At 31.5% G+C, this 23,903-nt stretch carries 25 protein-coding genes, 1 tRNA gene and 1 other RNA gene; 1 reads left to right on the forward strand and 26 read right to left on the reverse strand.

Annotated features, from left to right (window positions below; all coding sequences use genetic code 4):
- From rpsM to K4L35_RS01930, 24 genes are all read right to left on the reverse strand, one after another.
- The gene (rpsM, locus tag K4L35_RS01815; protein ID WP_221617247.1) at positions 1 to 369 is read right to left on the reverse strand and encodes a 30S ribosomal protein S13; all 369 of its coding nucleotides are present in this window, start codon (positions 367 to 369) and stop codon (positions 1 to 3) included.
- A gap of 8 nt (positions 370 to 377) precedes the next feature.
- A complete protein-coding gene (rpmJ, locus tag K4L35_RS01820) occupies positions 378 to 491 on the reverse strand; it encodes a 50S ribosomal protein L36 (protein ID WP_221617248.1) in 114 nt (37 codons plus the stop codon).
- Between the two features lie 15 nt (positions 492 to 506).
- Entirely contained in the window at positions 507 to 692 is a 186-nt protein-coding gene (gene infA, locus K4L35_RS01825; RefSeq protein ID WP_370629453.1) for a translation initiation factor IF-1, read from the reverse strand.
- A gap of 31 nt (positions 693 to 723) precedes the next feature.
- Complete coding sequence (gene map / locus K4L35_RS01830; protein WP_221617250.1) at positions 724 to 1,473, reverse strand: type I methionyl aminopeptidase; 750 nt, start codon at positions 1,471 to 1,473, stop codon at positions 724 to 726.
- Between the two features lie 57 nt (positions 1,474 to 1,530).
- Positions 1,531 to 2,178 (reverse strand): nucleoside monophosphate kinase, encoded by a 648-nt coding sequence (locus K4L35_RS01835; RefSeq protein WP_221617251.1) that lies wholly within the window; start codon positions 2,176 to 2,178, stop codon positions 1,531 to 1,533.
- The gene (gene secY, locus K4L35_RS01840) at positions 2,172 to 3,578 is read right to left on the reverse strand and encodes a preprotein translocase subunit SecY (protein WP_221617252.1); all 1,407 of its coding nucleotides are present in this window, start codon (positions 3,576 to 3,578) and stop codon (positions 2,172 to 2,174) included. The genes K4L35_RS01835 and secY overlap by 7 nt, the downstream gene beginning before the upstream one ends.
- Positions 3,579 to 3,727: 149 nt before the next feature.
- Positions 3,728 to 4,657, reverse strand: a complete 930-nt coding sequence (locus tag K4L35_RS01845) for an NAD(P)/FAD-dependent oxidoreductase (RefSeq protein ID WP_221617253.1) — start codon at positions 4,655 to 4,657, stop codon at positions 3,728 to 3,730.
- A complete protein-coding gene (lgt, locus tag K4L35_RS01850) occupies positions 4,650 to 5,630 on the reverse strand; it encodes a prolipoprotein diacylglyceryl transferase (protein WP_221617254.1) in 981 nt (326 codons plus the stop codon). Before lgt ends, K4L35_RS01845 begins: the two co-directional genes overlap by 8 nt.
- Position 5,631: 1 nt before the next feature.
- Positions 5,632 to 6,555, reverse strand: coding sequence for an HPr(Ser) kinase/phosphatase (gene hprK / locus K4L35_RS01855; protein ID WP_221617255.1), 924 nt, complete (start codon positions 6,553 to 6,555; stop codon positions 5,632 to 5,634).
- A gap of 38 nt (positions 6,556 to 6,593) precedes the next feature.
- A complete protein-coding gene (uvrA, locus tag K4L35_RS01860) occupies positions 6,594 to 9,440 on the reverse strand; it encodes an excinuclease ABC subunit UvrA (protein WP_221617256.1) in 2,847 nt (948 codons plus the stop codon).
- A 91-nt stretch (positions 9,441 to 9,531) separates the two neighbouring features.
- Entirely contained in the window at positions 9,532 to 11,508 is a 1,977-nt protein-coding gene (uvrB, locus tag K4L35_RS01865; RefSeq protein ID WP_221617257.1) for an excinuclease ABC subunit UvrB, read from the reverse strand.
- A 36-nt stretch (positions 11,509 to 11,544) separates the two neighbouring features.
- Positions 11,545 to 11,621, reverse strand: a tRNA-Arg gene (locus tag K4L35_RS01870).
- Between the two features lie 47 nt (positions 11,622 to 11,668).
- An RNA gene (gene ffs / locus K4L35_RS01875) (signal recognition particle sRNA small type) lies at positions 11,669 to 11,765 on the reverse strand.
- Between the two features lie 51 nt (positions 11,766 to 11,816).
- Positions 11,817 to 12,647: a TIGR00282 family metallophosphoesterase gene (locus K4L35_RS01880; protein WP_221617258.1), complete on the reverse strand. Its 831-nt coding sequence runs from the start codon at positions 12,645 to 12,647 to the stop codon at positions 11,817 to 11,819.
- 38 nt (positions 12,648 to 12,685) lie between these two features.
- Positions 12,686 to 13,660 (reverse strand): recombinase RecA, encoded by a 975-nt coding sequence (gene recA, locus K4L35_RS01885; RefSeq protein ID WP_221617259.1) that lies wholly within the window; start codon positions 13,658 to 13,660, stop codon positions 12,686 to 12,688.
- 89 nt (positions 13,661 to 13,749) lie between these two features.
- Positions 13,750 to 14,016: a 30S ribosomal protein S15 gene (rpsO, locus tag K4L35_RS01890; protein ID WP_221617261.1), complete on the reverse strand. Its 267-nt coding sequence runs from the start codon at positions 14,014 to 14,016 to the stop codon at positions 13,750 to 13,752.
- 98 nt (positions 14,017 to 14,114) lie between these two features.
- Positions 14,115 to 14,945, reverse strand: coding sequence for an FAD synthase (locus K4L35_RS01895; protein ID WP_221617263.1), 831 nt, complete (start codon positions 14,943 to 14,945; stop codon positions 14,115 to 14,117).
- Positions 14,945 to 15,763: a YcsE-related riboflavin metabolism phosphatase gene (locus tag K4L35_RS01900; RefSeq protein WP_221617264.1), complete on the reverse strand. Its 819-nt coding sequence runs from the start codon at positions 15,761 to 15,763 to the stop codon at positions 14,945 to 14,947. Before K4L35_RS01900 ends, K4L35_RS01895 begins: the two co-directional genes overlap by 1 nt.
- Positions 15,763 to 16,605: a tRNA pseudouridine(55) synthase TruB gene (gene truB, locus K4L35_RS01905; protein WP_221617265.1), complete on the reverse strand. Its 843-nt coding sequence runs from the start codon at positions 16,603 to 16,605 to the stop codon at positions 15,763 to 15,765. Before truB ends, K4L35_RS01900 begins: the two co-directional genes overlap by 1 nt.
- Positions 16,605 to 17,492, reverse strand: coding sequence for a GTPase Era (gene era / locus K4L35_RS01910; protein WP_221617266.1), 888 nt, complete (start codon positions 17,490 to 17,492; stop codon positions 16,605 to 16,607). The genes truB and era overlap by 1 nt, the downstream gene beginning before the upstream one ends.
- Positions 17,479 to 17,883, reverse strand: coding sequence for a cytidine deaminase (cdd, locus tag K4L35_RS01915; protein ID WP_221617267.1), 405 nt, complete (start codon positions 17,881 to 17,883; stop codon positions 17,479 to 17,481). The genes era and cdd overlap by 14 nt, the downstream gene beginning before the upstream one ends.
- A 7-nt stretch (positions 17,884 to 17,890) precedes the next feature.
- Entirely contained in the window at positions 17,891 to 18,358 is a 468-nt protein-coding gene (gene ybeY / locus K4L35_RS01920; RefSeq protein WP_370629441.1) for an rRNA maturation RNase YbeY, read from the reverse strand.
- Positions 18,359 to 18,367: 9 nt separating this feature from the next.
- A complete protein-coding gene (locus tag K4L35_RS01925) occupies positions 18,368 to 18,742 on the reverse strand; it encodes a hypothetical protein (protein WP_221617872.1) in 375 nt (124 codons plus the stop codon).
- Positions 18,723 to 20,699, reverse strand: coding sequence for a cysteine peptidase family C39 domain-containing protein (locus tag K4L35_RS01930; protein ID WP_221617268.1), 1,977 nt, complete (start codon positions 20,697 to 20,699; stop codon positions 18,723 to 18,725). The genes K4L35_RS01925 and K4L35_RS01930 overlap by 20 nt, the downstream gene beginning before the upstream one ends.
- Before the next feature lie 56 nt (positions 20,700 to 20,755).
- Here K4L35_RS01930 and K4L35_RS01935 point away from each other — a divergent pair, with 56 nt between their 5' ends.
- Positions 20,756 to 21,202 carry an RpiB/LacA/LacB family sugar-phosphate isomerase gene (locus K4L35_RS01935; RefSeq protein WP_221617269.1) on the forward strand — a complete coding sequence of 149 codons (447 nt, stop codon included), beginning with the start codon at positions 20,756 to 20,758 and terminating at the stop codon, positions 21,200 to 21,202.
- A gap of 17 nt (positions 21,203 to 21,219) precedes the next feature.
- Here K4L35_RS01935 and K4L35_RS01940 read toward each other — a convergent pair whose 3' ends face one another.
- Positions 21,220 to 21,852, reverse strand: a complete 633-nt coding sequence (locus tag K4L35_RS01940) for a DUF402 domain-containing protein (RefSeq protein ID WP_221617270.1) — start codon at positions 21,850 to 21,852, stop codon at positions 21,220 to 21,222.
- A 67-nt stretch (positions 21,853 to 21,919) separates the two neighbouring features.
- Positions 21,920 to 23,797: an MYPU_1760 family metalloprotease gene (locus tag K4L35_RS01945; protein ID WP_221617271.1), complete on the reverse strand. Its 1,878-nt coding sequence runs from the start codon at positions 23,795 to 23,797 to the stop codon at positions 21,920 to 21,922.
- Between the last annotated feature and the right edge of the window lie 106 nt (positions 23,798 to 23,903).

Genomic DNA, 23,903 nt, shown 5'->3' on the forward strand with positions numbered 1-23,903 from the left:
TTATTTACCTTTCTTTCCAGCAACTGTTTTTCTAGGACCTTTACGTGTACGGGCATTCTTTTGAGTTGATTGTCCACGAACAGGTAATCCTCTACGGTGTCTAATTCCACGGTAGCATTTAATTTCCATTAAACGTTTGATGTTTAATGTAACTTCTCTACGTAAGTCACCTTCTGTTGTATATTCTTTAGCAGCTTCACGGATTCTTGATAGTTCATCTTCAGATAAACTTTTTACACGAGCATCTTCACTAACTTTAGCTGTTGCTAAGATTCTTTTAGCAATAGCAGGTCCGATACCGTAAATGTATGTTAATGACACAACAACACGTTTGTCATTAGGGATTTCTACGTTTAAAATTCTGGCCATTATTTCTCCTATCCTTGTCTTTGTTTGTGTTTTGGTAATGTACAAATTACACGAATAACACCTTGACGTTTAATGATTTTACAGTCTTTACACATTTTTTTAACACTTGCTCTAACTTTCATTATTCCTCCTTGTTATTACTTATGACGGTAAGTAATACGCCCTTTTTCTAAATCATAAGGACTTAATTCCACTTCGACTGAATCTCCAGGAAGGATACGAATATGATTTACACGCATTTTTCCTGAGATGTGAGCTTCAACCACTAGCCCGTTTTCAAGTTTTACTTCGTAAAGGTCTGTTGAGTGAACCTTTTCTACTATTCCTTGAACTTTAAGTGCATCTTTTGCCAATTTAAATTCCTTTCGTCAGAACAACACCTTTTCCGTTTTTAATTAATACAGTGTGTTCGTAATGAGCAGTCTTAGAACCATCGCTTGAAGCGATTGTTCAGCCGTCACTTAAATATTTAATTTTTGGAACTTTGGTAATCATAGGTTCTATACAGATAACCATACCGTCTTTAAGTAAAGGTCCTGTACCTTTTTTACCATCGTTAGGGACGTTTGGATCTTCATGTAATTTTGCTCCAATGCCGTGCCCACAAAAATCGTCGGGTGTAAACATCTTTTGACTTTTAATATAACTACCAATCGCATTTGATATATCACCAACTCTTGCTCCTGGTTTAATCGCAGCTACACCTTTTTCAAACGCAACTTTTGCGACATCAATTAATTTCAAATCATCTTCTGAGACATTACCAACACCCTTGGTAAATGCACTATCACTGTTATACCCTTGATAAACACAACCTAGATCGACACTTATTAAGTCTCCATCTTGAACAATGTAATCGCTTGGTATACCGTGGATCAATTCATCATTAACTGAGATGCAAGCTGTAGCAGGAAACCCGTACAGTCCTAAAAAGGCAGGTTTTGCACCTCTTTTTTTTATTTCATTAAAAGCTAATTGATCTATTTCTTTTAATGAAACACCTGGTCTTACAAAGTCGTAAACAACTTGTTTAACTTCTGCCAAGATTTGACAACTTTTTGTGATTTTTTCTATTTCTTGTTTTGTTTTTATTAATTTACTCATAATATTTCAAAAAATGACAAATTTACCCGTTCGGGCAAATTGTATATATATTTTATATTATTTCTTTAAAAATTCAAAGATTGAACTCAAAATCTCTTCAGGAAAAGCTTCTGCTTCTATTACAACTAAACGGTTTTGTGATTTGTAATAATCAAGAAGTGGGGCTGTTTGTTTGTTGTAAATATCAAGTCTTTTTTGGATTGCATCTTCTTGGTCATCTTTTCTTTGCACTAATTCTGTGTCACATTTTTGACAAACATCACCTTTTGATGATGGTTTAAATTTGATGTGGTAACTTGCTTTACAGTTTGGACAAGTTCTTCTTCCACTTAATCTTTCTAGTACTGTTTTGTCTGATGCTTTAAGCTCGAAAATAACGAATGGTGCTGTAGATAAGGAATCTAAGTACATTGCTTGCGCAAGTGTACGTGGATATCCGTCTAAAATTAATAATTCATTTTTTTCGTTCAGTTCCATTACTTTTGCTTTAACGATTTCATTTGTGATTTCATCAGGCACATAACCACCACCTTGAACAATTTCTTGGACTTTTTTTCCTAGTTCAGTTTGATTTTTGATTTGTTCTCTAAAAATGTCACCTGTTGAAACGTGGTGAAGGTTTGAATGGTGAGCAACTTCGTCTGAAATTGTCCCTTTACCTACGCCAGGAGGACCCATAAAAATAATGTTGTTTTTGATTATCATAGTAAACCACTTCCGTTTCTTAATTTTCTTGAGGTTAGTTTTTTTGCAGCTTTTTTAGCTTTTGCCAATTTGTTTGTTTTATTTCTTGCCTTCAATTGTGATCAAGTTTCTAGTGCGACAGAAACTAAGATTAATAGTCCTGTTCCACCAAAAGCAATCGAAGGATCTAAAATACCGAAAATAATTTGTAATCATTGCATCGAAACAAGTGCGACAAGGAATAAACCACTAAAAATGCTTAATCTAAATACAATCCCGATTAAGTAGTCTTGAGTTTCTTCTCCAGGTCTAACACCTGGAATGAATGTACCTGATTTTGCAAAATCTTCAGCAATCCGATCAACTCTCGATTGTTGTATACCCATTAACAATGATAAGCAGAATGTAAGAAGTACAAGTAGACCTAGCCCAATTGGTTTTGTGAATTGTAAGTTATTTAAAATTCAGTATCTTGGATAGTTATCTTCAGGCAATACATTAGCAATCATTGTTGGGAATGAAATAACCATCATCGCAAAAATTGCAGGCATAACACCACCAGGGTTAAGTTTTATTGGTAATCTACCCATTTCCTTAACGTTTCTTGATCTACCTGCTCCAACTTGCTGAATTGGTATATGACGTTCAGAGTTATAAACAATAGCAACAATTAAAATCACAATTAAGTAAACAAGAATGTAAGTTGAAAAGTTAAGTACACGAACAAAAATACCTTCCGTGTCACCTGTTCCAATTAAAATGTTGTAGGCTGATTTGAACTGTTGAGGCAATCTTGATGCAATACCAACAAAGATAATCATACTTGTTCCATTACCAACACCTTTATTTGTAATTTGCTCTGAAAGGAAAACAGCAAATAAAGAAGCAGCAGATAATGTAAGTGGAATTATTAGGAATCTAATTACCCCGATTGAAAAGTAAGCGTTTTCTTTAATTTCAATAAATGGGTTAGCTCCCGAAGATAACGATTGACTTAAGAATATCGATTGAGGTATAGCGATACATATCGTGATAATTCTAGTGATAATATTAATTTTTCTTCTACCTTGAGGTCCTGATTGTCCAAGCCTGTAAATAGGTGGGAACAGTTTAGATTGTAGAACCATCATGATTAGCGAAGCGTTAATAAATGGGCTTATACCAAGGGCAAAAATGGAGAATTGAGTTAACCCACCTCCACCAACAAGGTTTAAAGTATCAAAAAATGAGTTAGAAGATAAACTTTGACCTGCCCTTAGAGATACAAAAGGAACAGTAATTGTTGTGCCAACAATGTAGATTGATAAAAGTAAAATTGTGTAAGCTATTTTTTTAGGTAAATCTTTTGAAGAAAAAAATGAACCAACTGATGTTTTGATTCTGTAAAAGCTATTTTGAATGGAAAAAAGTAAATTCTTCACTTATACCTCTAATAAATTACTTTTATTATACTAAAAAAATATTTTTTTGGCGTTTTGTTTGAGCTTTAATTTCACAATTGATTTATAAGTAAAAAAATAAAAAAGAGTTCTTGTGCAAACTCTTTTTTTACTGTGAATAAGGGTTAAAACTAATTAAGTGTGTTTAAGTAATCAGAAATACTTTTAGCTGCTGTTGCTCCATCGCCAGCTGCTGTAACAATTTGTCTGACTTTTTTGTCAATAACATCCCCAGCTGCATATAAACCTTTTACACTAGTTTCCATCTTGTCATTAACAAGAATGTATCCGTGATCATTTGTGACCCCAAGATCTTTAACAAAGTTAGTTTGTGGGATCATTCCAATGTAAGGGAAAAATGATGCAACATCTAATTTGATTTCGCTACCATCTGCCAATTTTACATAAGCTGCTTCAAGAGAATCAGAACCTTCTAATTTTGTAATTTGTGAGCTAAAGAATACTTTTACGTTTTCCAGTTTTTGAAGCTCTTCGACAAGACTTTTTTCAGCAGTAAATTCTTCGTCTTTAACTACAAGATAGACTTGTGAAGCAATTTTACTTAAATACGCTGATTCTTCAACAGCTGAATTACCACCACCTAAAACGATTGTTGGTTGTTTTGCAAAAAGTGGTCCGTCGCAAATTGCACAGTAGCTTACACCTCTGTTTTCAAATTGCATAAAGTTTTCAATAAAAGTAGGTTTTCTATTTTCTGTTCCTGTCGATACTAAAACTGTTTTTGATAAAAGTTTTTCACCATTTTCTAAAAACACTTCAAACAAGTTGTTTTGGTCATTCTTTTGAACAGATTCAACTTTCCCGTACTTGTGAGTAGCACCGTATTTTATAGCATGGTTGTAAAACTGTGTTGCCAACTCTCAACCTTCTGTTAGCACTGTTCCTAGTCAGTTTTCAATTTTTCAAGTTGATGATAGCTTACCACCTGGTGCACCTTTTTCAACAAAAACAACATCAACGTTTGCGCGTGATGCATAAAGGGCTGCATTAAGACCTGCAGGTCCCCCACCAATTATGATCAGATCTTTAATATTAGACATTTTTTACCTTTTTAAATTTTCTTTTCAACATTGTAACTAAGCATGTTTTATCAACTCAAAGGTTGTATTGTTCTTGATTAATCATTGTGTATGTATAGTAATATTTTTTTCACTCTTTTTTGTATAAAACTCTTGAAAGAAACTGAAAGTAAATGAATAAAAGAGCTCCAAAAATGATGAATATTGCTGCTGTATAGGTATAAAGACCAAATGACTCTTGACGCATTGGTTCCATAACTATTCTGACAATACCATAGAAGAAGAAGTATAAACCTGAAGTCGAACCTGGTTTAAATATCCCAAATAGATTAAATACTCAAACAATGATTAAGTATCCTACTAAGTTTAAAAGACTTTCATATAAGAATAATGGAACTCTGTAGGCTCCTTCATCTGAGTTTAAGATTGCTTTTGAATATGAATCTGTGATGAACATATTGCTTGCAAAATTTTTTCCAAAGATTAAAACGCTTTTACCGGTTCAGTCGATTTGACCATAAACCTCATGATTAGCGTAATTTCCTCAACGACCGATCACTTGACCAATTAAAATAGTTGGAATGATAAAGCTCATTGCTTTTCTCATATCAATTTCTTTACGTTTGTAGTAAACGTAGAGCATATCAGCAATAAACGCTACAATAATACCACCTTGAATCGAAAGACCACCTTCTCAGACCTTTCATCAAGCACTATTTTGAAATGGATTTTCTTGATAAATTAGAGCTTCAATTACATAACCTAAACGTGCTCCAATGAATGACATCGGAATTGTGATAATAACAAGTGTTAAAAGTGTTTCAATTTTATATTTTTCACGCATTCAGAAAAAAGCAATTGTTAAAACGGAAGCAAGAATACCAAACATAATCATGAATGAATAAACGTGAGCACTATAACTTCCGATTGTGAAAAGTGGTGTGTTTTCGCCTGGCGTAAATGCGTATTCTGGTTTTCAAATTTGATTTTCCATCTTAACTCTCCATCGCTCTTTTGTTTATTTCTGAAATTATGCTTTTTCCTTCTTTTCTTACAAGATAAGAACTGACGGCAGCTTCAATTAGCGAAGCTGTGTTGCTTCCGTCTTTAACTGGGATTTGAATTTTCTTAATGTGTGAATTTAAAATTGGGTATTTTAAGAACTCATCACCTAGTCTATCCAATTCATTTTGAGCACTTTTTTGTACCAATTCGACAACAAGATTAATTTGTGCTGATTCAGCAACCGAATTAACTCCGTATGTATATTTGATATCAATTGGTCCAATACCTCTTATTTCTAAAAAGTTTCTAGTAATAAAAGGGGATCTACCAACAAATTCTTGACCTACCATTTTCACTAAAACAGCGTCATCAGTGATAAATACATGACCACGTTGTACAAGATCTAGTGTTGCTTCTGATTTACCAATACCACTTTGACCAACAACCATTACGCCAACTCCACCAATTAAAACTAAACATCCGTGCACCTGCACTTCTTCAGATCAATAGTCGTTTAAATAAGCCCCTACAGTTGTTGTAATTGTCGCAGTTGAACTTTGACCAGCAGCAACAGGAACTTGGTACTTATTAGCAATTTCAACTATTCAGTTTTTAACTTCGTCAGAAACACCTTTTGACAAAATGATTAAAGGTGGATTTGCTGAAAATACATGCTCAAGAGCAAGTGATGAATTTGACTGTCCTATAGACTCAAATCATTCACTTTCTGTTGTACCTCAAGCAATCACGTTTCTAGCACATAATCTGTTGTCAACGCTTCTTGTTAACTCAAGACCTACTCTTTTTATTGAAGGAGCATAAATTTGCCCGTACTCTTTGATTTCATCTTTATTTATTATATTTAGGTCAAAACGATCTATTATCGTTTCAACACTTACTTTTCTATCTTGCATAAAACCTCGATTTTTAATATTTTAATTATATTAAAACATTAACGCTTTTGCAGCATTTGACTTAAAAACTGACCTGTATAGCTTCCTGGAATTTCAGCAACTTGTTCAGGAGTTCCACTAGCAACAAGTCTACCACCATTGACACCACCATCAGGACCTAAATCAACTATATAATCAGCACATTTGATTACATCTAAGTTATGTTCAATAACAACAATGGAATCACCTCCGTCAACAATTCTGTTTAAGATTTTGATTAATTGAGCAACGTCATGAGTATGTAAACCTGTTGTTGGTTCATCAAGAACATAAATAGTTTTACCTGTTGGTTTTTTCTGTAAATAAAGAGCTAATTTAACACGTTGGGCTTCACCACCCGAAAGTGTTGTTGAACTTTGACCAAGTTTGATATAACTCAATCCAACATCTTTTAATGTTTGAAGCCTTGTTTTAATTTTTGGTCTTGCATCAAAAAGTAACATTGCCTCATCAACTGTCATATCAAGCACGTCAGCAATTGTTTTTCCGTTGTATTTAATTTCAAGTGTTTCATGGTTGTATCTTTTTCCGTCACATTGATCACAAGGAATGAAAACGTCTGGCAGGAAGTGCATTTCGATTTTGATCGATCCATCTCCACTACATTTTTCACATCTACCACCAGAAACGTTAAAACTGAATCTTGATTTTGTGTATCCACGATTTCTTGATTCTTCAACAGCTGAAAAGACTTCTCTAATTTCATCAAATACACCGACATATGTTGCTGGGTTAGATCTTGGCGTTCTACCAATCGGTGATTGTGAAACAGCAATAATCTTGTCAACGTTGTGTAAACCAGATATTGAGTCAAATTTTGCTCTTTTTGAATCTTGAGCACTCGCCATTCCAAGAGCACTTTCAATACCACTCACAAGAATTGAGTTTACTAGTGTTGATTTTCCTGAACCTGAAACACCTGTTACTGCAACAAGTTTTCCAAGTGGAATTTTGACATCAATATCTTTTAAGTTATTTTCTTGAGCCCCTTTGATTACAATCACTTGTCCATTACCTGAACGCCTTGAAAGTGGAACTTCAATTTTCATTTTTCCCGATAAGTACTGTCCTGTAATCGAATTTTCAACTTTAGCAACTTCATCTACTTTACCAGCAGCCACAACTTCACCACCGTGAACACCAGCTCCAGGTCCGATATCAACAACGTAATCGGCAGCAAAAATTGTTTCCTCGTCATGCTCAACAACGATTAAAGTATTACCAATTTCTACCATTTTTCTAAGTGCATCAATTAACTTTTGGTTATCTTTCTGGTGCAATCCGATTGAAGGTTCATCTAAAACATATAAAACACCTGAAAGGTTTGAACCAATTTGTGTTGCAAGTCTAATTCTCTGTGATTCTCCACCACTTAAAGTTTCAGCTGTTCTATTTAAAGTTAAATAATCTAAACCTACGTTTTTTAAGAAACTTAGACGATTATTAATTTCATTAAGTATTAAATTACCAATACTTTTTTCTACTTCGGTAAATGGAATTTCTGCAAACTTAGCAAGACAGTCATCAATTGACATTTTTGTTAAGTCGTAAATGTTCATGCCATGAACTAAAACAGACATTGCTTTTTTGTTTAATCTTGAACCTTTACATTGTGAACAAGGGAAAGTACGCATATATTTTTTCAAGTAATCTCTAACTTGTTCACTTGAAGTTTCGATATATTGTCTTTCAATTTTGTTTATGATACCTTCGATCATTTTTGATCTTCGAACTTTATTTCCATTAACTGTTTCAAGGACGAATTCGATTTCCTCTGTTGAACCATAACTAATGATTTCTATTTGCTTTTTAGTCATGTCTGAAATTGGTAAATCAACCGGTATATCGTAATAATCAAGCATTACTTTAAACTCTTGTCATTCTAAATTCATTGTTCCATAGGTGTTTTCAAAAATTTTGATCCCACCATCTTTGATTGTTCTTCAATCCTCAGGCACAATCGCATCAAAGCTAGCTTTTAAATCTACACCTAAACCTTTACAGTTATCACACATTCCGAACGGTGAGTTAAATGAAAACAATCTGGTTTCAATTGGTGGCATATCAAAATCTTTATATGGACATGAGTGTGTTTTTGAATAAGTTTTCATTTCACCAGTATCAACATTTTCTACAATTACTGTTCCACCTGATTTTTCTGCAGCAATATCAACAGCTGTAGCAATTCTTAATCTGTTTTCTTCTTTTAAAACTAAACGATCAATTGTAAGTTCAATATTGTGTCTTTGATTTTTTTCTAACTTTATTTCATCTTCTAGAAGCATACTTTGTCCGTCTACACGAACACGAATATATCCTTCTTTTTGCAATTTGGCAAGTAAGTTTGCATGAGTACCTTTTTCGTTTTCAACAACAGGTGCATAAATGATTAATTTTGCATTTTCAGGATTTTCAAAAATTGAATCAATAATATCTTTTGTTGTTTGTGAAGAAATTTCGATCTTGTGAGTAGGACAAAAAGGTTTACCAACTCTGGCAAAAAGTAGTCTAAAATAGTCATAAATTTCGGTAACAGTCCCTACTGTTGAACGAGGATTATTGTGAGTGGTTTTTTGTTCAATTGAAATTGAAGGGCTTAGTCCGTCAATACTATCAACATCGGGTTTGCTTGTTCCACCTAAAAACATTCTTGCATAAGAACCTAACGAATCCACATATCTTCTTCTACCTTCTTCATAAATAGTGTTAAAGGCAAGCGAAGACTTACCTGAACCAGAAAGACCTGTTAAAACAACCAACTTATTTTTTGGTATTTTTAAAGAAATGTTTTTTAAATTATTTTCACGAGCTCCTTTGATATCTAAAAATTTCTCATTATCGTGCATATTTGCCTCCAATTTAGTATCAAATATATTGTTTTTATTATATTAAAAAAAATAAAAAACCGTTTTTCTATACAAAAAACGGCGTTTTTTGTTATTTTTTTTCCATTTCGATTATGATGTCTCTCAATTCGATCGCTCTTTCAAAATCCTGAGCTTTTGCAGCTTCGTTCATTTGTTTTCTCAATTCTTCAATCGTGTCTTTTATCTGAGATTCAGAACCTTTTTTACCTGTTTTGTTCATGACAAGCTCGACAGCATTCATAATGTCATGACCTTGAATTGGTTCAGGTATTGGTTTGATAATCGTTTTAGGAGTAATGTTATGTTTCTTGTTGTATTCAAGCTGAATTTGACGTTTTTGCTTATTGTCTTCAATCGCCTCTTTCATGGGGTTTGAAATTGTGTCAGCATAAAAAATAACGCGACCGTTTGCATTACGTGCTGCACGACCTGCAATTTGAATTAAACTTGATCTATCCCTAGATAAACCAGCCATATTCGCCTCGATTACAGCCACTAACGAAACTTCTGGAACGTCAATACCTTCTCTAAGTAAGTTAATTCCGACAACTACATCATAGACACCTTTTCTTAATTTACGCAAGATTTCATTTCTTTCAAAAGTGGTGTGATCACTATGAATATAGGCACATTTATAACCCTTTTCAATCAATGTGTTTGACAAGAATTCTGAATTACTCTTTGTTCTTGTTAAAATGAAAGTTCTTTCATTTTTTGCGATCTGTTTTTTTAGCTCTTCTTCTAAATCGTCCATTTGACCTAATTCAGGTCGAACTTCAATAATTGGATCCACAAGACCTGTAGGTCTAACATACATTTTAGTAACAACTCCATAAGTTTTGTCCAACTCATAAGAACCAGGAGTTGCTGATATGTATAGTCTTTGCATCCCTACTTGGTTTTCAAATTCATCAAAACGAAGAGGTCTGTTTTCTTTTGCACTTGGTAGTCTAAAACCAAAATCTACAAGATTTTGTTTACGAGATTGATCGCCACCATGCATACCTCCAAGCTGAGAAACCATCATATGCGACTCATCGATAAATATCAACCCATCCTTTGGAAAGTAGTCAAAAATTGTATAAGGAGTTTCGCCAAAATCCCTTTGATCTAGGTACATTGAGTAATTTTCAATACCTTTACAAAAACCAAAGTTTTTCATGTCATCAATGTCTTGTTTTACTCTTTGATGGATTCTTTCTGCTGCTTCGAATTTGCCTTCTTTTTTAAATTCAGCGACTCTTTTTTCAAGTTCATTCTCAATTTTAGGAATTATCGTGTCAAATATCGAATTTTCAACTGCATAAGCTTCACCAGGATATATGTGATATGTCTTAAAAGACTTAATTACAGTTTTATTCAGAGGATCAATATGTTGAATAGCTGCTATTTCATCAAACATAAAATCAACACGAATCAAATATCCTTCAGCATCGGCAGGCGTAATTATTACTGTATCACCTTTAACTGTAAATGTCCCAGGTGTATTTGCAGTATCGTTTCTATCATACTTAATCTTGACAAGTTGATTAATAAACTGTTTATGTCCAAACTCTTGTCCTAAAAAGATTTCAAAAGTGGATTTTTGATACTCAGCTGGATTTAAAGCACCATAAATTGCTGATACAGAAGCCACAACAATTACATCTTTTCTTGTTAATAACGAGTTCATCGTTGACATTCTCATTAATTCAATATCCTGGTTTGTCTTAGAACTTTTTTCAACGTATGTATCTGTTGCAGGACTGTATGACTCTGGTAAATAATAGTCAAAATAACTGACAAAATATTCAACAGCATTTTCGGGAAAGAATGTTTTAAATTCTGAATATAACTGACTAGCAAGGGTTTTGGTATGAGACAAAATCAATACAGGCCGATCCATTTTTGCAATAATATTCGCCATCGCAAAAGTTTTACCAGATCCTGTGACCCCTTCAAGAACTTGGTGTTTTAAATTCGATTTCAAACCATTAACGATTTCTTCAATTGCTTTTGGTTGATCACCTGAAGGTTCATAGTTAGCATTCAATTTAAATAAAGACATAAAACAATTATATATGATAAAAAAGAATAAAAAAAATGGCGATCACGAGAGGATTCGAACCTCTGACCACAAGCTTAGAAGGCTCGTGCTCTGTCCATCTGAGCTACGCGACCACGCTAAATATATTTTAGCATTTTTTAGAAATTTGCGTGCAAATTTTAAAAAATAAAAAAACCACAGACACAACACTTCCAGATGTGGCTGCTGCTGTTAAGCCCTGACCAGGTTACCAGGTTATTGTTCTGTGGCTCTATAATTATAATAAATAAATGCTTATTAGTTTTTTGATTTTGCTAATTAATCAAAAATTAAATTTTTTGGATTTTTTGTGGATTGTAATTTATTAGTTTTGGTGGTTTTGGTTTCTTGCTTTTTGAAAGTGTAAATATAACACCGTTAAATTGGGGGTCATTATCCGAGGATTTAAATTTTGCACTTCTTTCAAAACGCATTCTTTCATAAACTTCATCAAAGTTAGCACCAATTGCTGATTGATAAGGTCCTGTCATACCAGCATCCGATACTAGTTGTGTTTTTTGTGGAAGAACTTGAGCGTCGTTTGTTTGAACGTGAGTATGTGTGCCAACTAATGCGTCTACTTTTCCATCTACATACAAGGAGAAAACGTATTTTTCGCTTGTAGTTTCACCATGGAAATCAACAAAGTGATAATCAGCATTATCAACACTTATAATTTCATCAATAGCATCAAAGAAATTTTCAGCTTGCTCTTCTTTTCAAGGTAAAAATAACTTATTAAAAGTTATCCCCATAATTGAAGTTACTCTCAATTTTTGACCTTTTACATCAAATACTTTAGACCCCACTCCAGGGTAACTATTAGAAATATTTGCAGGTCTAATAATATCAGAGTCGTCAATTATGCTGTAAATTTCTGAATTTGCTCAAACGTGATTACCCATCGTAATTGCGTTTATACCTAATTCTTTAAGTGTTTGATAATCAGCAACATTCAAACCTTTGCGCCCAGATACATTCTCACCTTGGGCAATAATAAAGTCAATTTTGTGCTTATTTTTTAAGTAAGGGATTACTTTTTTACATGCTTCAATCCCTTTTTCTCCAAAAATGTCTCCGATAAAAAGAATTTTGATTTTATTAGCTTTTGAGTAATTCATATTTATTATTATAAATACATTAATTTAAAAATATCAGTTTATGTCAAAATTTCTGATTCAAGTTCTTTGAGTAATTCTGAGTCTTGCTCAAGTAAATCTCTGAATGCTTTTTTACCCATTACTGATTTATCTTTATATTGTAATCAAGCACCTTTTTTGAGAATCAAACCTTGTTCTTGCGCCAGATCAATTAGCTCAGAAACTTTGTCAATACCTTTAGCAAATACGATTTCAGTTTCAGCAGTTGTGTAAGGGGCAGCTAGTTTGTTTTTAACAACTTTTAACTTAATCAAATTACCAACAACACTTTTATCTTCAACTAGATTTGTTGATTTTCTTACTTCTAACCTGATTGAAGAGTAAAACTTAAGTGCTTTACCTCCTGCTGTTGTTTCGGGATTTCCAAAAATAACACCCACTTTTTCTCTTATTTGATTAATAAAAATTACAGTAGTTTTATTTTTATTTAAGTTTCCTGTGATCTTACGAAGTGCTTTAGACATCATTCTTGCTTGAGCACCAATTTGTTGGTCTGTCATATCTCCATTAAGCTCTGCTTCAGGCACTAAAGCAGCAACAGAATCAACGACAATTAAGTCGATATTGCCGTTTTTTGCTAAAATATCAACAATTTCCAAACCTTGCTCTCCTGAATCGGGTTGACTTAAAATTAGGTTGTCTATATCAACACCTATATTTTTGCAATAAACAGGGTCTATTGAATGCTCAGCGTCGATAAACGCAGCTATTCCACCATTTTTTTGAACTTCTGAAATTGTGTGAAGTGCAATAGTAGTTTTACCTGAACTTTCAGGACCATAAATCTCGATGATACGACCTTTAGGAAATCCCTTAATACCTAAAATTTTGTTTAATTTATAACTACCTGAAGAAAATGTTTCGATTTCTAAGTTTTCTTCATTGCCTAAAAGCATGATAGATTCTTTACCAAATTTTTTTTCAATTTCCTTTAATGCATCTTTTATTAAAATATCTTTTTCTTTTGTTTCCATAATACCTCACTATATAATTGTGAAAATATTTAAAATTCGATCAAAAGTGGAAAAAATAAGTAAAAAAATAGTGCTTGTGCACTATTTTATTATTTACGTAGCCCGAAGTCAACAAGTGCTTTGTTGTAAGCTTCTAGGTTTTCACCTTTTAAGTGTTGTAATAAAGTACGACGTTTTGAAATTTTAGCCATAAATCCACGACGTGAGTGTTTGTCTTTTGGGTTTGCTAAAAAGTGAGGTTTTAGAGCCTCGATGTCAGCTGTTAAGATAGCGATTTGAACAACGATGTTCCCTGTGTCTTTAGCGTCTTTACCGTATTTTTTAACTAATTCGGCTTTTGTTGCTTTGTTAATCATTTTTGCTCCTAATTTTTGTAATTAAGTTTCACCCAAGCAATGATTCAAGATCATACCTAGAATGAAAATCGTTTTTATATTATTGCTAATATGGTTTATTATATATTTTTTTCTGCAAAATAGTCTTCTTCAATTAAAAAATCTTTTTCGTTTGAATAAATAAGTCTTATTTCTTTTTCAATGACTAATACGTATCTTTTTTCGGGATCAAAATCTACTTTTCCACCCTTTTCATAAGTGTGTAAATGATATTCTAAATTTCTATCAACATGCAATATGTATTCACTTGGTGAAGATTCTTCAAAAACAAATGAATAATAAATACCTGGGTGCAATTTTTTTAGTTTTTCATCGATAGAAAGTTTTTGACTTATGTATTTAAATGAAAAACAGTAGTTTTGAACTAAATATTCGTTTAAGTCAGATATTTTTCCTTCAGATATATAATCTCTTAAAATCGAAGTTCCGATTTTTACTTCCGAATCTTTTAATAAAGGTACTTCGTAGATATTTTTTATATTTGGTAAATTTACTGTTTTTAGGGTATCTTTTTTACCTTTACCAAATTTGAAGTCTGAACCTGCAACTAAAATGCTTTCTTGACCATTGGTTAAAATTTCTAAAAACTCATCCCCTGACATTGGTTTTACATCTAGAAATTCGATCGATATTGCATAATCAATTTCTGTTGTTGAAATCACAAACTCTTTGGCGAAGTCATCTGTGAAAATTTCGTTTGTTTTATAACTTAAACTTTCATTTGTGAAGTAAACCAATGCGATTTTGTATCCTGTTTTATTTCTCAGATTTAATGCTTTTTGTAACAGTTTTAAGTGTCCTTTATGTAAGGTTTCAAATGATCCTAAAATATAAATTATCTCTTCTGTTGGTCTTCATTTTTTTCAATCAAAAATAATTAGTGGGTTCATTATATAAGTTTCAATTCCTTTAATTTTAAATAAGCACCATCATATTCACAATCAAGTGCAACATCATTTGCTACTGATTTTATTCTTTGAGAAGCCCTTTCCATAGCAACACCATAAAAAGCATCTCTAAGCATTTCATAATCGTTTGAAGAGTCTCCGAAAGCAATTAAATTATCCATAGATAGACCCAATTTTTCTGTTAAATTCTTTAAGGTTGAACTTTTGGTAACACCTTGTGGAGCAATGAAAAAACCATGTGTTCAGACTGAATTTACAACCATGTCTAAATTATTATTTTCAATGTATTCTTGGAAATGTTTTGCATCCTCTTTCGGATTTTCGCTTGTAACTGTAATTAAATAAGTTTTATCTTGTGAATTTTTAAGTTCTTCTAAATTTAATTCCTTATAGTTTTGAATATTTGGTTTTACAAATCAAGAATTTAGTTCTACGCCTTGTGTATAGTAGGAAAACTTACCGTGAGTTACAACAAAACCAACAACCTTATCCAGAAAGTTAGAAACAATATTGGATACATCTTCAGATTTTAAGGAGTGTTCCTCAAGTACAGAATCTTTTTCTACATCATAAATGAAAGAACCGTTTGCTCCTATAAAATAATCAGGCTTAAGCACTTCAAGAAAGTTACCAATTGTCGAAAACTCTCTTGCACTTGAAATAACTGTTTTATAGCCTGCATCTTTTAACAATGAAAACATTTCTATAGTTTTATTACCAAAAGATGTATTTCCATAAGGTAAAATCGTACCATCCACATCAAATGCTGCAATCTTAATTTGGTCTTTTAATTCTCTCATTATTTCTCCTTATTTAATCGACTGTGAAATACGTTTTTAGGGTATGCAACCGAGTTCTTAATCTCAACAACAGATAAAACTTCGTTGTCTTTGTTCACTACTGCGCATAATCCGTCTTTTTGTTCTATTTTAAACTCATTTCCATTTTGCAATCTAACCATATCACACTGTTCTACAGGCAACTTATTCATTTTAATTATTTTATCTCAAGCTATTTCTGAATAAAGTTGATGATCTTCTCACATTTCCTGATCACCAATTTTATGCCTCTCCAAATCAGACATGTATGCGTAATTATCACACATCTTTCCTAAATCATGAACAAGGCTTCTTATATATGTTCCCTCAGAAACATGAAACTCGATTTTAAAGAATTGTTTTTCAAACGAGAACTCAAGTACTTTGTAAAAATAAACTTCTATATTTTGTGGTTTTAATTCAACACTTTTACCTGCTCTTGCTAAGTCATAAGCTTTGATTCCGTTTATTTTTTTAGCCGAGAATATTGGAGGAACTTGTGTTTTTAACTTTGCTAATTCATCTAACTTTTCTAAAAATTTCTCTTGTGATACCTTTTGGTCTGTTGAAGAAATAATTTCTCCTTCAATATCATAAGTATCATATTCAGCACCGAAATAACCACTAACGATATACTTTTTTGTTTTGTTATCAATATATCTAAGAAGTTTTGTGTCCTCGTTGGTGGCTACCAACAAAAGACCTGTTGCAAGAGGGTCTAAAGTACCAGAATGTCCTACTTTTCTAATTCCATTATTCCTCGCAAAATTTCTGATTGCTTGAAATGAGGACTCACCTTTACTTTTTTTAATTAAATAAAACATTAATAACCAAATTTCTTAAGTTGTTTTTCATCATCAACTCATTTTTTAGCTTCTTTAACATTTAAATTAAGGACAATCGGCGTATCAAACTGTGCTGCAATTTTCTTTCTAGCAAGTTGACCAATTTTCTTGATCATTTTTCCACCAGCACCGATAACCATACCTTTTTGTGAATGTTTCTTAACATAAATTACTGCATTAATTTCAATATGCGTTTCATCTTCAAGAAATTCTTGGACTTCAACGGCAATTGAATGTGGTAATTCTTCGTGTAAATTTAAGATTGCCGACTCTCTTATGATTTCTTTAGCTAAAAACCTCATTGTTTTATCTGTTATAAAGTCTGGATCGAAATAGTAGTTATCTTCTTTTCCGTAGGTTTTTATCAAATTAATTAAAGACGTAATTGAGTCATAGTTTTCAACAGAGGTTGATACAACTTGCTCGAACCCTCATTCTTTTAGCTTTTCAATTTTTTGGATTAATAATTCAGGTGTTTTTCTGATTTTGTCAATTTTAGAAACAACAGCAACTTTGTTTTTTAAAGATTTTATTTTTTCTAAAATTAACTCATCACCTTTTCCTATTTCTTCATCAGCAGAGGAAAGGAATAGCACAAGGTCGTTTTCTTTTGATGCATCAAATGCAGATTCGTTTAATTGTTCACCTAATTTGTTAAGTGGTTTATGAATACCAGGTGTGTCCACAAAAACTATTTGGCTATCTTCGTCAGTATAAACTCCTGTTATTTTATCTCTTGTAGTTTGTGGTGTATCAGTTACGATTGATAGATTGTAAGAAAGTATTTGATTTAAAAGTGAGCTTTTGCCAACGTTTGGCCTTCCAATAATAGCCACAAAACATACGTTTGTTTTATTTTGATTCAAAAAGAGTCTCGTTTCTTACTGCAAACGGAACCATTTCGGCAACAGTTGTTTTTCTTACTTTCTTACCATCGTATGAATATTGATAAATAATTGCATCATCTGGCATAAATTCAACCATTACTTGTCTACAACCTGCACAAGGACTTATTACTTCATCATTTAATTTAGAAATAATATGAATTTCTTTAAAATCTCCAACTTTACCACCGTAAGCTACTGATCCAAAAAGAGCTGATCTTTCAGCACATAAACCAGACGGAAAGGCTGCATTTTCAACATTAACACCATAATACTCTTTTCCTTGAGAATCGATCGCTATTGCTGCAACAGCAAATTTAGAATAGGGAATATATGATAGCTCTAACAAGCTTTGTAATTTTTTAAATTCCATGTTATACCTAACTTTCTCTTGTAATTTTTAGTGGGTCAAAAATTTCATCAACTATTTTATTCATTTCTTTTCTTTCAGATTCTTCTTCATGATCATAACCCATTAAATGCACCAAACCGTGTGTAAATAAGTAGCAAAACTCTCTTTTAGGACTGTGACCAAACTCTTCAGCTTGAGAAAGAATTTTTTCATAACTTATATAAAGTTCCCCTAAATGTCTAAAAGGCAATTTGGCATAAATCTCAGAATCACCAAGATCAAAAGATAACACATCTGTGGCGTAATCTTTACCTCTGTGAACTTTATTAAGTTCTCTAATTTCCTCGTTATTGATGATGACTAAATCTACTTCTAAGTCTTGATTAAAGGAAAAATAGTTTCTTAGATTAGATAGAATTTGGTTAGTTTCAAGTTCTCATTCAAATTTATAATCTGTGTTATTTTCTACATTAACTAAAACACTGTTTAAATACATATCTTAATTTTACTTTATATTCACAAATATAAATAAAGATACAACTTCTTCCCACATTTTTTTAGTGCTTTTCAGCACAAAAATGCTATCTTCATACTTAACCAAATGATTTTTTATTTTTTGTGTTGTATCGACGTAAAAAAATCCATCCTTTTCATAGAAACCAGATAAATTCATCTTTTCTACACCTGAATCTGTTTTTATGGCTATATCAACGTTATCTTTGTAGAAGTTATCCTTAAAACAAAGGTATAAATTTTCCTTGTCAACATAAGTTTTTACTTTTGTATAGTATGTTGCTCTTGTGTTTAATAAAATGTAATACAAAATAATTACGAACAGTATCAAAAGTATAGCGATAAAGCTAATTGTTAAGTTTTTCAAAGTCAAGGACTTTGTATTTTTTGGCAACGTATTTTCCACTGTGATTTACCTCAATAAAAATTGCATCTTTTTGCTCATAACGAATGCACTCAACCAAAAACCTGACCACCTTTTCTTCTAACCCATCTAAAACTTCATCTAGCAAAATATAGTTATATTTAGATAATATTAACCTCAAAATCTGAATAAATCTACGCTGCCCTAAAGATATGTTGCTTGCATTATCAATTAAATTTTTATCTAGATTTAGTCCTATAAACTCAAGAACATATTCGACATTATATTCTTTTAATTTAGATAAAACAGTATCTTTATTTTTCTCCGAAACATTCATAAGATACTGTAAAACAGTCTGATTTGGTATATACTCATCTGAAAAAATCGAAGTTATTTTGCTTTTAAACACGGGAGTTAAAACACTTCCAAAATCAGGAACTATCTTTTGAGCTAAAACCTTTAAAAATGTTGTTTTACCACAACCATTAGGTCCTTTGATAATTAGATTTTCTTTTAGCTCTATTTTTTTACACTCGAAAAGTAATCTTTTATCTCTTTTAAAATAAATATCTTTGAGCGTAAGATACTTATCACTGCTTTCTACCCTATGCTTTTCTTGATTTATATCATTTTGTAAATCAAGAAACAACTCCTTAGATTTTCTAAAATCTTTCAAATCACCAAAAACACATACCAGCTTTAAAATAGGCATCAAAAGTAAAGAAGTGTTCATCACGAAAAACAACAACATTTCACTTGAAATTAAATTTTTTCAACTCAAAATACAACCTATAAAAAATATAACGATTACACTCAAAATTTTCATAAACTCTTCAAACTTCCCTTTTAAAATAGTTTGTTGACTTAATTTCAAACTAAGTTTTAAAAGCTTGTTTTGTGTATTTTTAAAATTAAACAAAACTCAGTTTCTATAAGTTTTTGTACTTACGTTTTTTGAAAAAAACATGAGATCTAAAAAATTTCTTTCATACACTTTAGTACTTTCTATAATTTCGTAAAACTTCTTTTTGATCTTGTATCTGAAAAACAAGCCTCCAATAAATAAAACAAAATACAAAGAAATCAAAACACAGAAAAGTGGGTAACTCACAGACAAACAAACAACTAATCCGAAGAAAAACGTCAAAACGTTCGGAAGATGCTTAGCAATTATTCTGCCTTGGATTTCAAAAAATTTGCAAGTTTCTTCTAAGTTTTTCTTTATATCAAATATTGACTTACCATTGACAAAACCATTGTTTGTTTCAAGGTGGCTTTTTAGATAGCTATTTACAAACGCTTCGTATCTTTTTGTAGAAATGTGTTTTGATAACGTTTCTTTTACCGTTTCTAATACCAATGTTATTAACAATATGGCTAAAACTATCGAGCAACTTTTAAATAAAGTTTCAAATGAAAACGTGTTAAAAGTAAATTTAATTGTGTATCTCAAAAAAATAGGTATCAAGAAAGTAGGTAACGAGCATAATAATCCTATAAATAACTCAAATAAGTTTATTGTAGGTATCCCGTTCCTTTTGATATTCTTTTCAGTCAAATTTTGGTTCTCAAAACATATGACGATGTTTTGATAAGTTTTTTTAAACTCGTCATTAGATATCGTCAAATAACCTAGTGCAGGATCAAATATTTTCGTATTGTATTTATGTACTTTTAACAAAATAATCATGTGCATTAGTTTATCTTTTTTTACCAAAACTGCTATAGGAAGCAATTTTTTGTTGATTTTTAAGAGATTATCAAAATCAGCGTCAAAAAATGACGCTTTTAATCCATTTTTCTTAGCAACTTTCGAAAACTCTTTTAAATTTATGCCTTCATCTTTATATTCAACACCTTCCTTTAAACACGAAATCGGAACGTTTTCGTCTTTAATTAGATTTATAAAATAACTAAGAACGCTCAACGAACAATCAAGCGAGTTGTATTGTTTCATCATTTCTTATTTGTTATAATTTTTAAAATACATATTAAATTGGATAAAAAAAGGAAAAAATGGACAAAAAAAATAATGTAGTTGCTTTTTCAAGTGATCATGCAGGTTTTGAACTAAAAGAAAATTTAAAACAGTTTTTTATCGAAAAAGGCTATGAAATAGTGGATTTAGGACCTTCAAACGGTGTTGACTCTGTCTCATACGCTGAGCAAGGTAAAAAATTATCTGATTACATGACAGAAAATGGTGTTGAAAAAGGAATAGCTGTTTGTGGCACTGGTTTAGGTATTTCTTACGCACTAAACAGACATAAAGGAATAAGAGCAGCAAGAGTAACATCGGTTGAAGATGCACACCTAGCAAAGCAACATAATAACGCAAACGTACTTGTTTTTGGTGGAAGGCAAGTTTCTGGTGATTTTGCACGAGAAATGACACAAGAATGATTAAACACTGAATTTGAAGGTGGCAGACACTTATCAAGAATTGAAGAATTAGATAAATAAAAACTAAGCATTATAGCTTAGTTTTTTTTCATATTGGTCTTTTTTACAGGCTTTTTTGTTTTTTTCTTTTGCTGTTTTTTATTATTGTTTACTGAAACTGTTTCAAGCAACTTATCTGTTTCTGCAAGTTTTTTATAGTAAGTTATATTTTTATCATCAAAAATATATTTATAACCATCGTACATAGTAATAATGTCTGAAAGTTGCTTGTAAATTAACTCTTTTAGTTTTTGTGGGTAATTAAATTTCTTGCTGTTTGCAAAAAATTCTTCCCTGTCTACGATTTTTAAATCTTTGAAAGGATAAACTTTAACGTCTAAATCATAGTCAATGAATTTTATTGTTTCATCCTCAAATATAGGTGTTGAAGCTAAATTTATATAATAATGATTTCCATCTTTTTTAATTGTTATGATGGCATTGAACAGATGCTTTTTAGAAAATACTCAAATAACTGGTTCTCTATAAACTCAACCTTTATTTTCTAGTTCTGTTACTTTTGTTTTATGCATAAAGCAAACAAGGTTTTTGTCATCAGCAAAAATTACTTTAGCCTTGTTTCATTGTCGATATAGTTTTCCGTCGTATTTATATGCTTGAATTTCGACAATTTGACCAATTCTGATTTTCTTCAACGAGTCAAATCTCATATGTATCCAATCTCTTACAGAATCCTTTCAATTATAAAACAAATTAAATGCAAAGGACTAAAAAAGCTTATTTATCGAATAAATAAACTTTATTATCGATTTTTTTGAGATAAACGATACTTGATTTTTCAGATGTTAATCTTGAAAAACCTTCTTCGTAATTGTTAGGCAAATTACCTTCAGGTAATGATATATTGTCGATTAATTCACCATCTTCAATAACATTATTATTGTTTATATCATCCCAAAACTGGATATTTTTACTTTTGTCAATCAAGGTATGGTCTATATACTCTTTAGTGATATAAGAAGCATATTCTGGCTTAGGTGCTAAAGCGTTTCCGTATTCTGAAAATTTTGAGAAAAAGTAATCAGTATTTCCTGCAAAGAAATTGACATAATTCTTTTTAATATCTGCTTTTAATTTTGATCCATCTTTACCTGTAAATAAGATAGATTTGATATTTTGATCTCATTTAACATAACCTAAAAACTTGATATTCTTCGAATCCGAAGAATATGATCTTTGTATTCTTAATTCATCATTACCTGTAACGATAGCCGTGCTTTGGCTAAAAATTTGTGATATTCCAGAGCCATAACCCATCGCTGAAAGGAAGTTAGAATAAAATAAATACTGTCTTTCAGGTCTTGAAAAAACATTATTTGCATAAATTTGATTGTTTTTTTCTGAGACTTCTATTTGTGTAGAACCTTCTTTTAATTTGTAAATGTTATAAAGTGTTCTTAATCAATCAGATCCATATGTTGAAGGCAAAAAAGTGTAGTTATCACTTAAAAAGGGTGTGTCATTTAGCATTTCAATGCCATATCAACCTTCTTTAATTCTGAGATTATCAACTGTTTCTGAGGTATACTCAATTTTCTTTTCTTTCTGTAAATCAGGATTGTAAGCAAATTTTTGTCATTCCCTTACAATTAACTCATCAAACCCATAAAGATACTTTAGTCTTTTTTTATCATAAGAACTTGCTGCTCTATTTTCTCCAGAAAAGAAATACAGACCATTTTCAATATCTGTTTTATCATCACCATAATTAAAAAGATCTTTTAGACCATATTTTAAAAAAATTAATTTGTTATCTTCGTTTTTTTGGTCAAGCTTTACAGGCTGCTCTGTGTTGTATCCTAAAATTTCCTTAAAGTTGTCCTGAAATATTTTTAAGTTTGCTTTTAAATCCGAATCATTAGAGTTTACGACATAATAGTCTTTTAAACCTTCTATTTCAGAAATCAAATTTGATCTAGTTATATAAACATAAGCTCAATGGTGCATATATTCGTGAAAAATCGTATTTGTTAAAAATCTTACTTTTGTATCTAGTTTTAGACCTTTTTCAGCTAAAGATAAACCATTTATATTAATTTCTCTTAGCGAAGGAGCATAGGATCCTCTTTCCGTTGATTTTGTTAATCCAGGTTTATTAACATTAATCGATTTGAGTAAATTAACCTCAGACCCAAACGTACTTTTTCTCTTGAAATTGTGAGCTAATAATAACAAACCATTTTCTTTTAACAAGTATCTCGGAAATCCCTCTTCATCTTTTCCGTAACTATAATCATTAAATCGAACACCTGTGTAGGGGTCGTTGTATGAAATATAATTGATACCCTTATCGGTTTTTTTGTATTCAAAATTCGCCTCACTGAATTCGGGAATTTTTCTTGCTATCTCAATCTCATCACCAAACAACTTTTGTCATTTTTCATCTTCTAAAAAAACAAAACTTCTGTTTAGCAAATTTGAAAATTCATGATCGTAATTATCGGCTAATTTATTAATTTTCAATGTATTTTCAGGTTCTTTTTCCTTTTTTGCAAAGTGGAAATAGCTAAAAATACCTGTAGATACACCTGCTATCACTGGTAATGTAAAAAATAGTAAAACTTTATGTCATGTTTTAAATCTGATTTTTTGCATTTTTTAATTATAAACTTCAGGATCTTTTAAAAAGGAAAATATGGAAAAAACTGGAACTTTTCCAAAATCATATTTAGCAGAACTATAATTTAATTGACAAGTTAAT

The sequence above is a fragment of the Mycoplasma sp. Ms02 genome, assembly GCF_019720735.1.
Classification (GTDB): Bacteria; Bacillota_I; Bacilli_A; order Mycoplasmatales; family Metamycoplasmataceae; genus Mycoplasmopsis.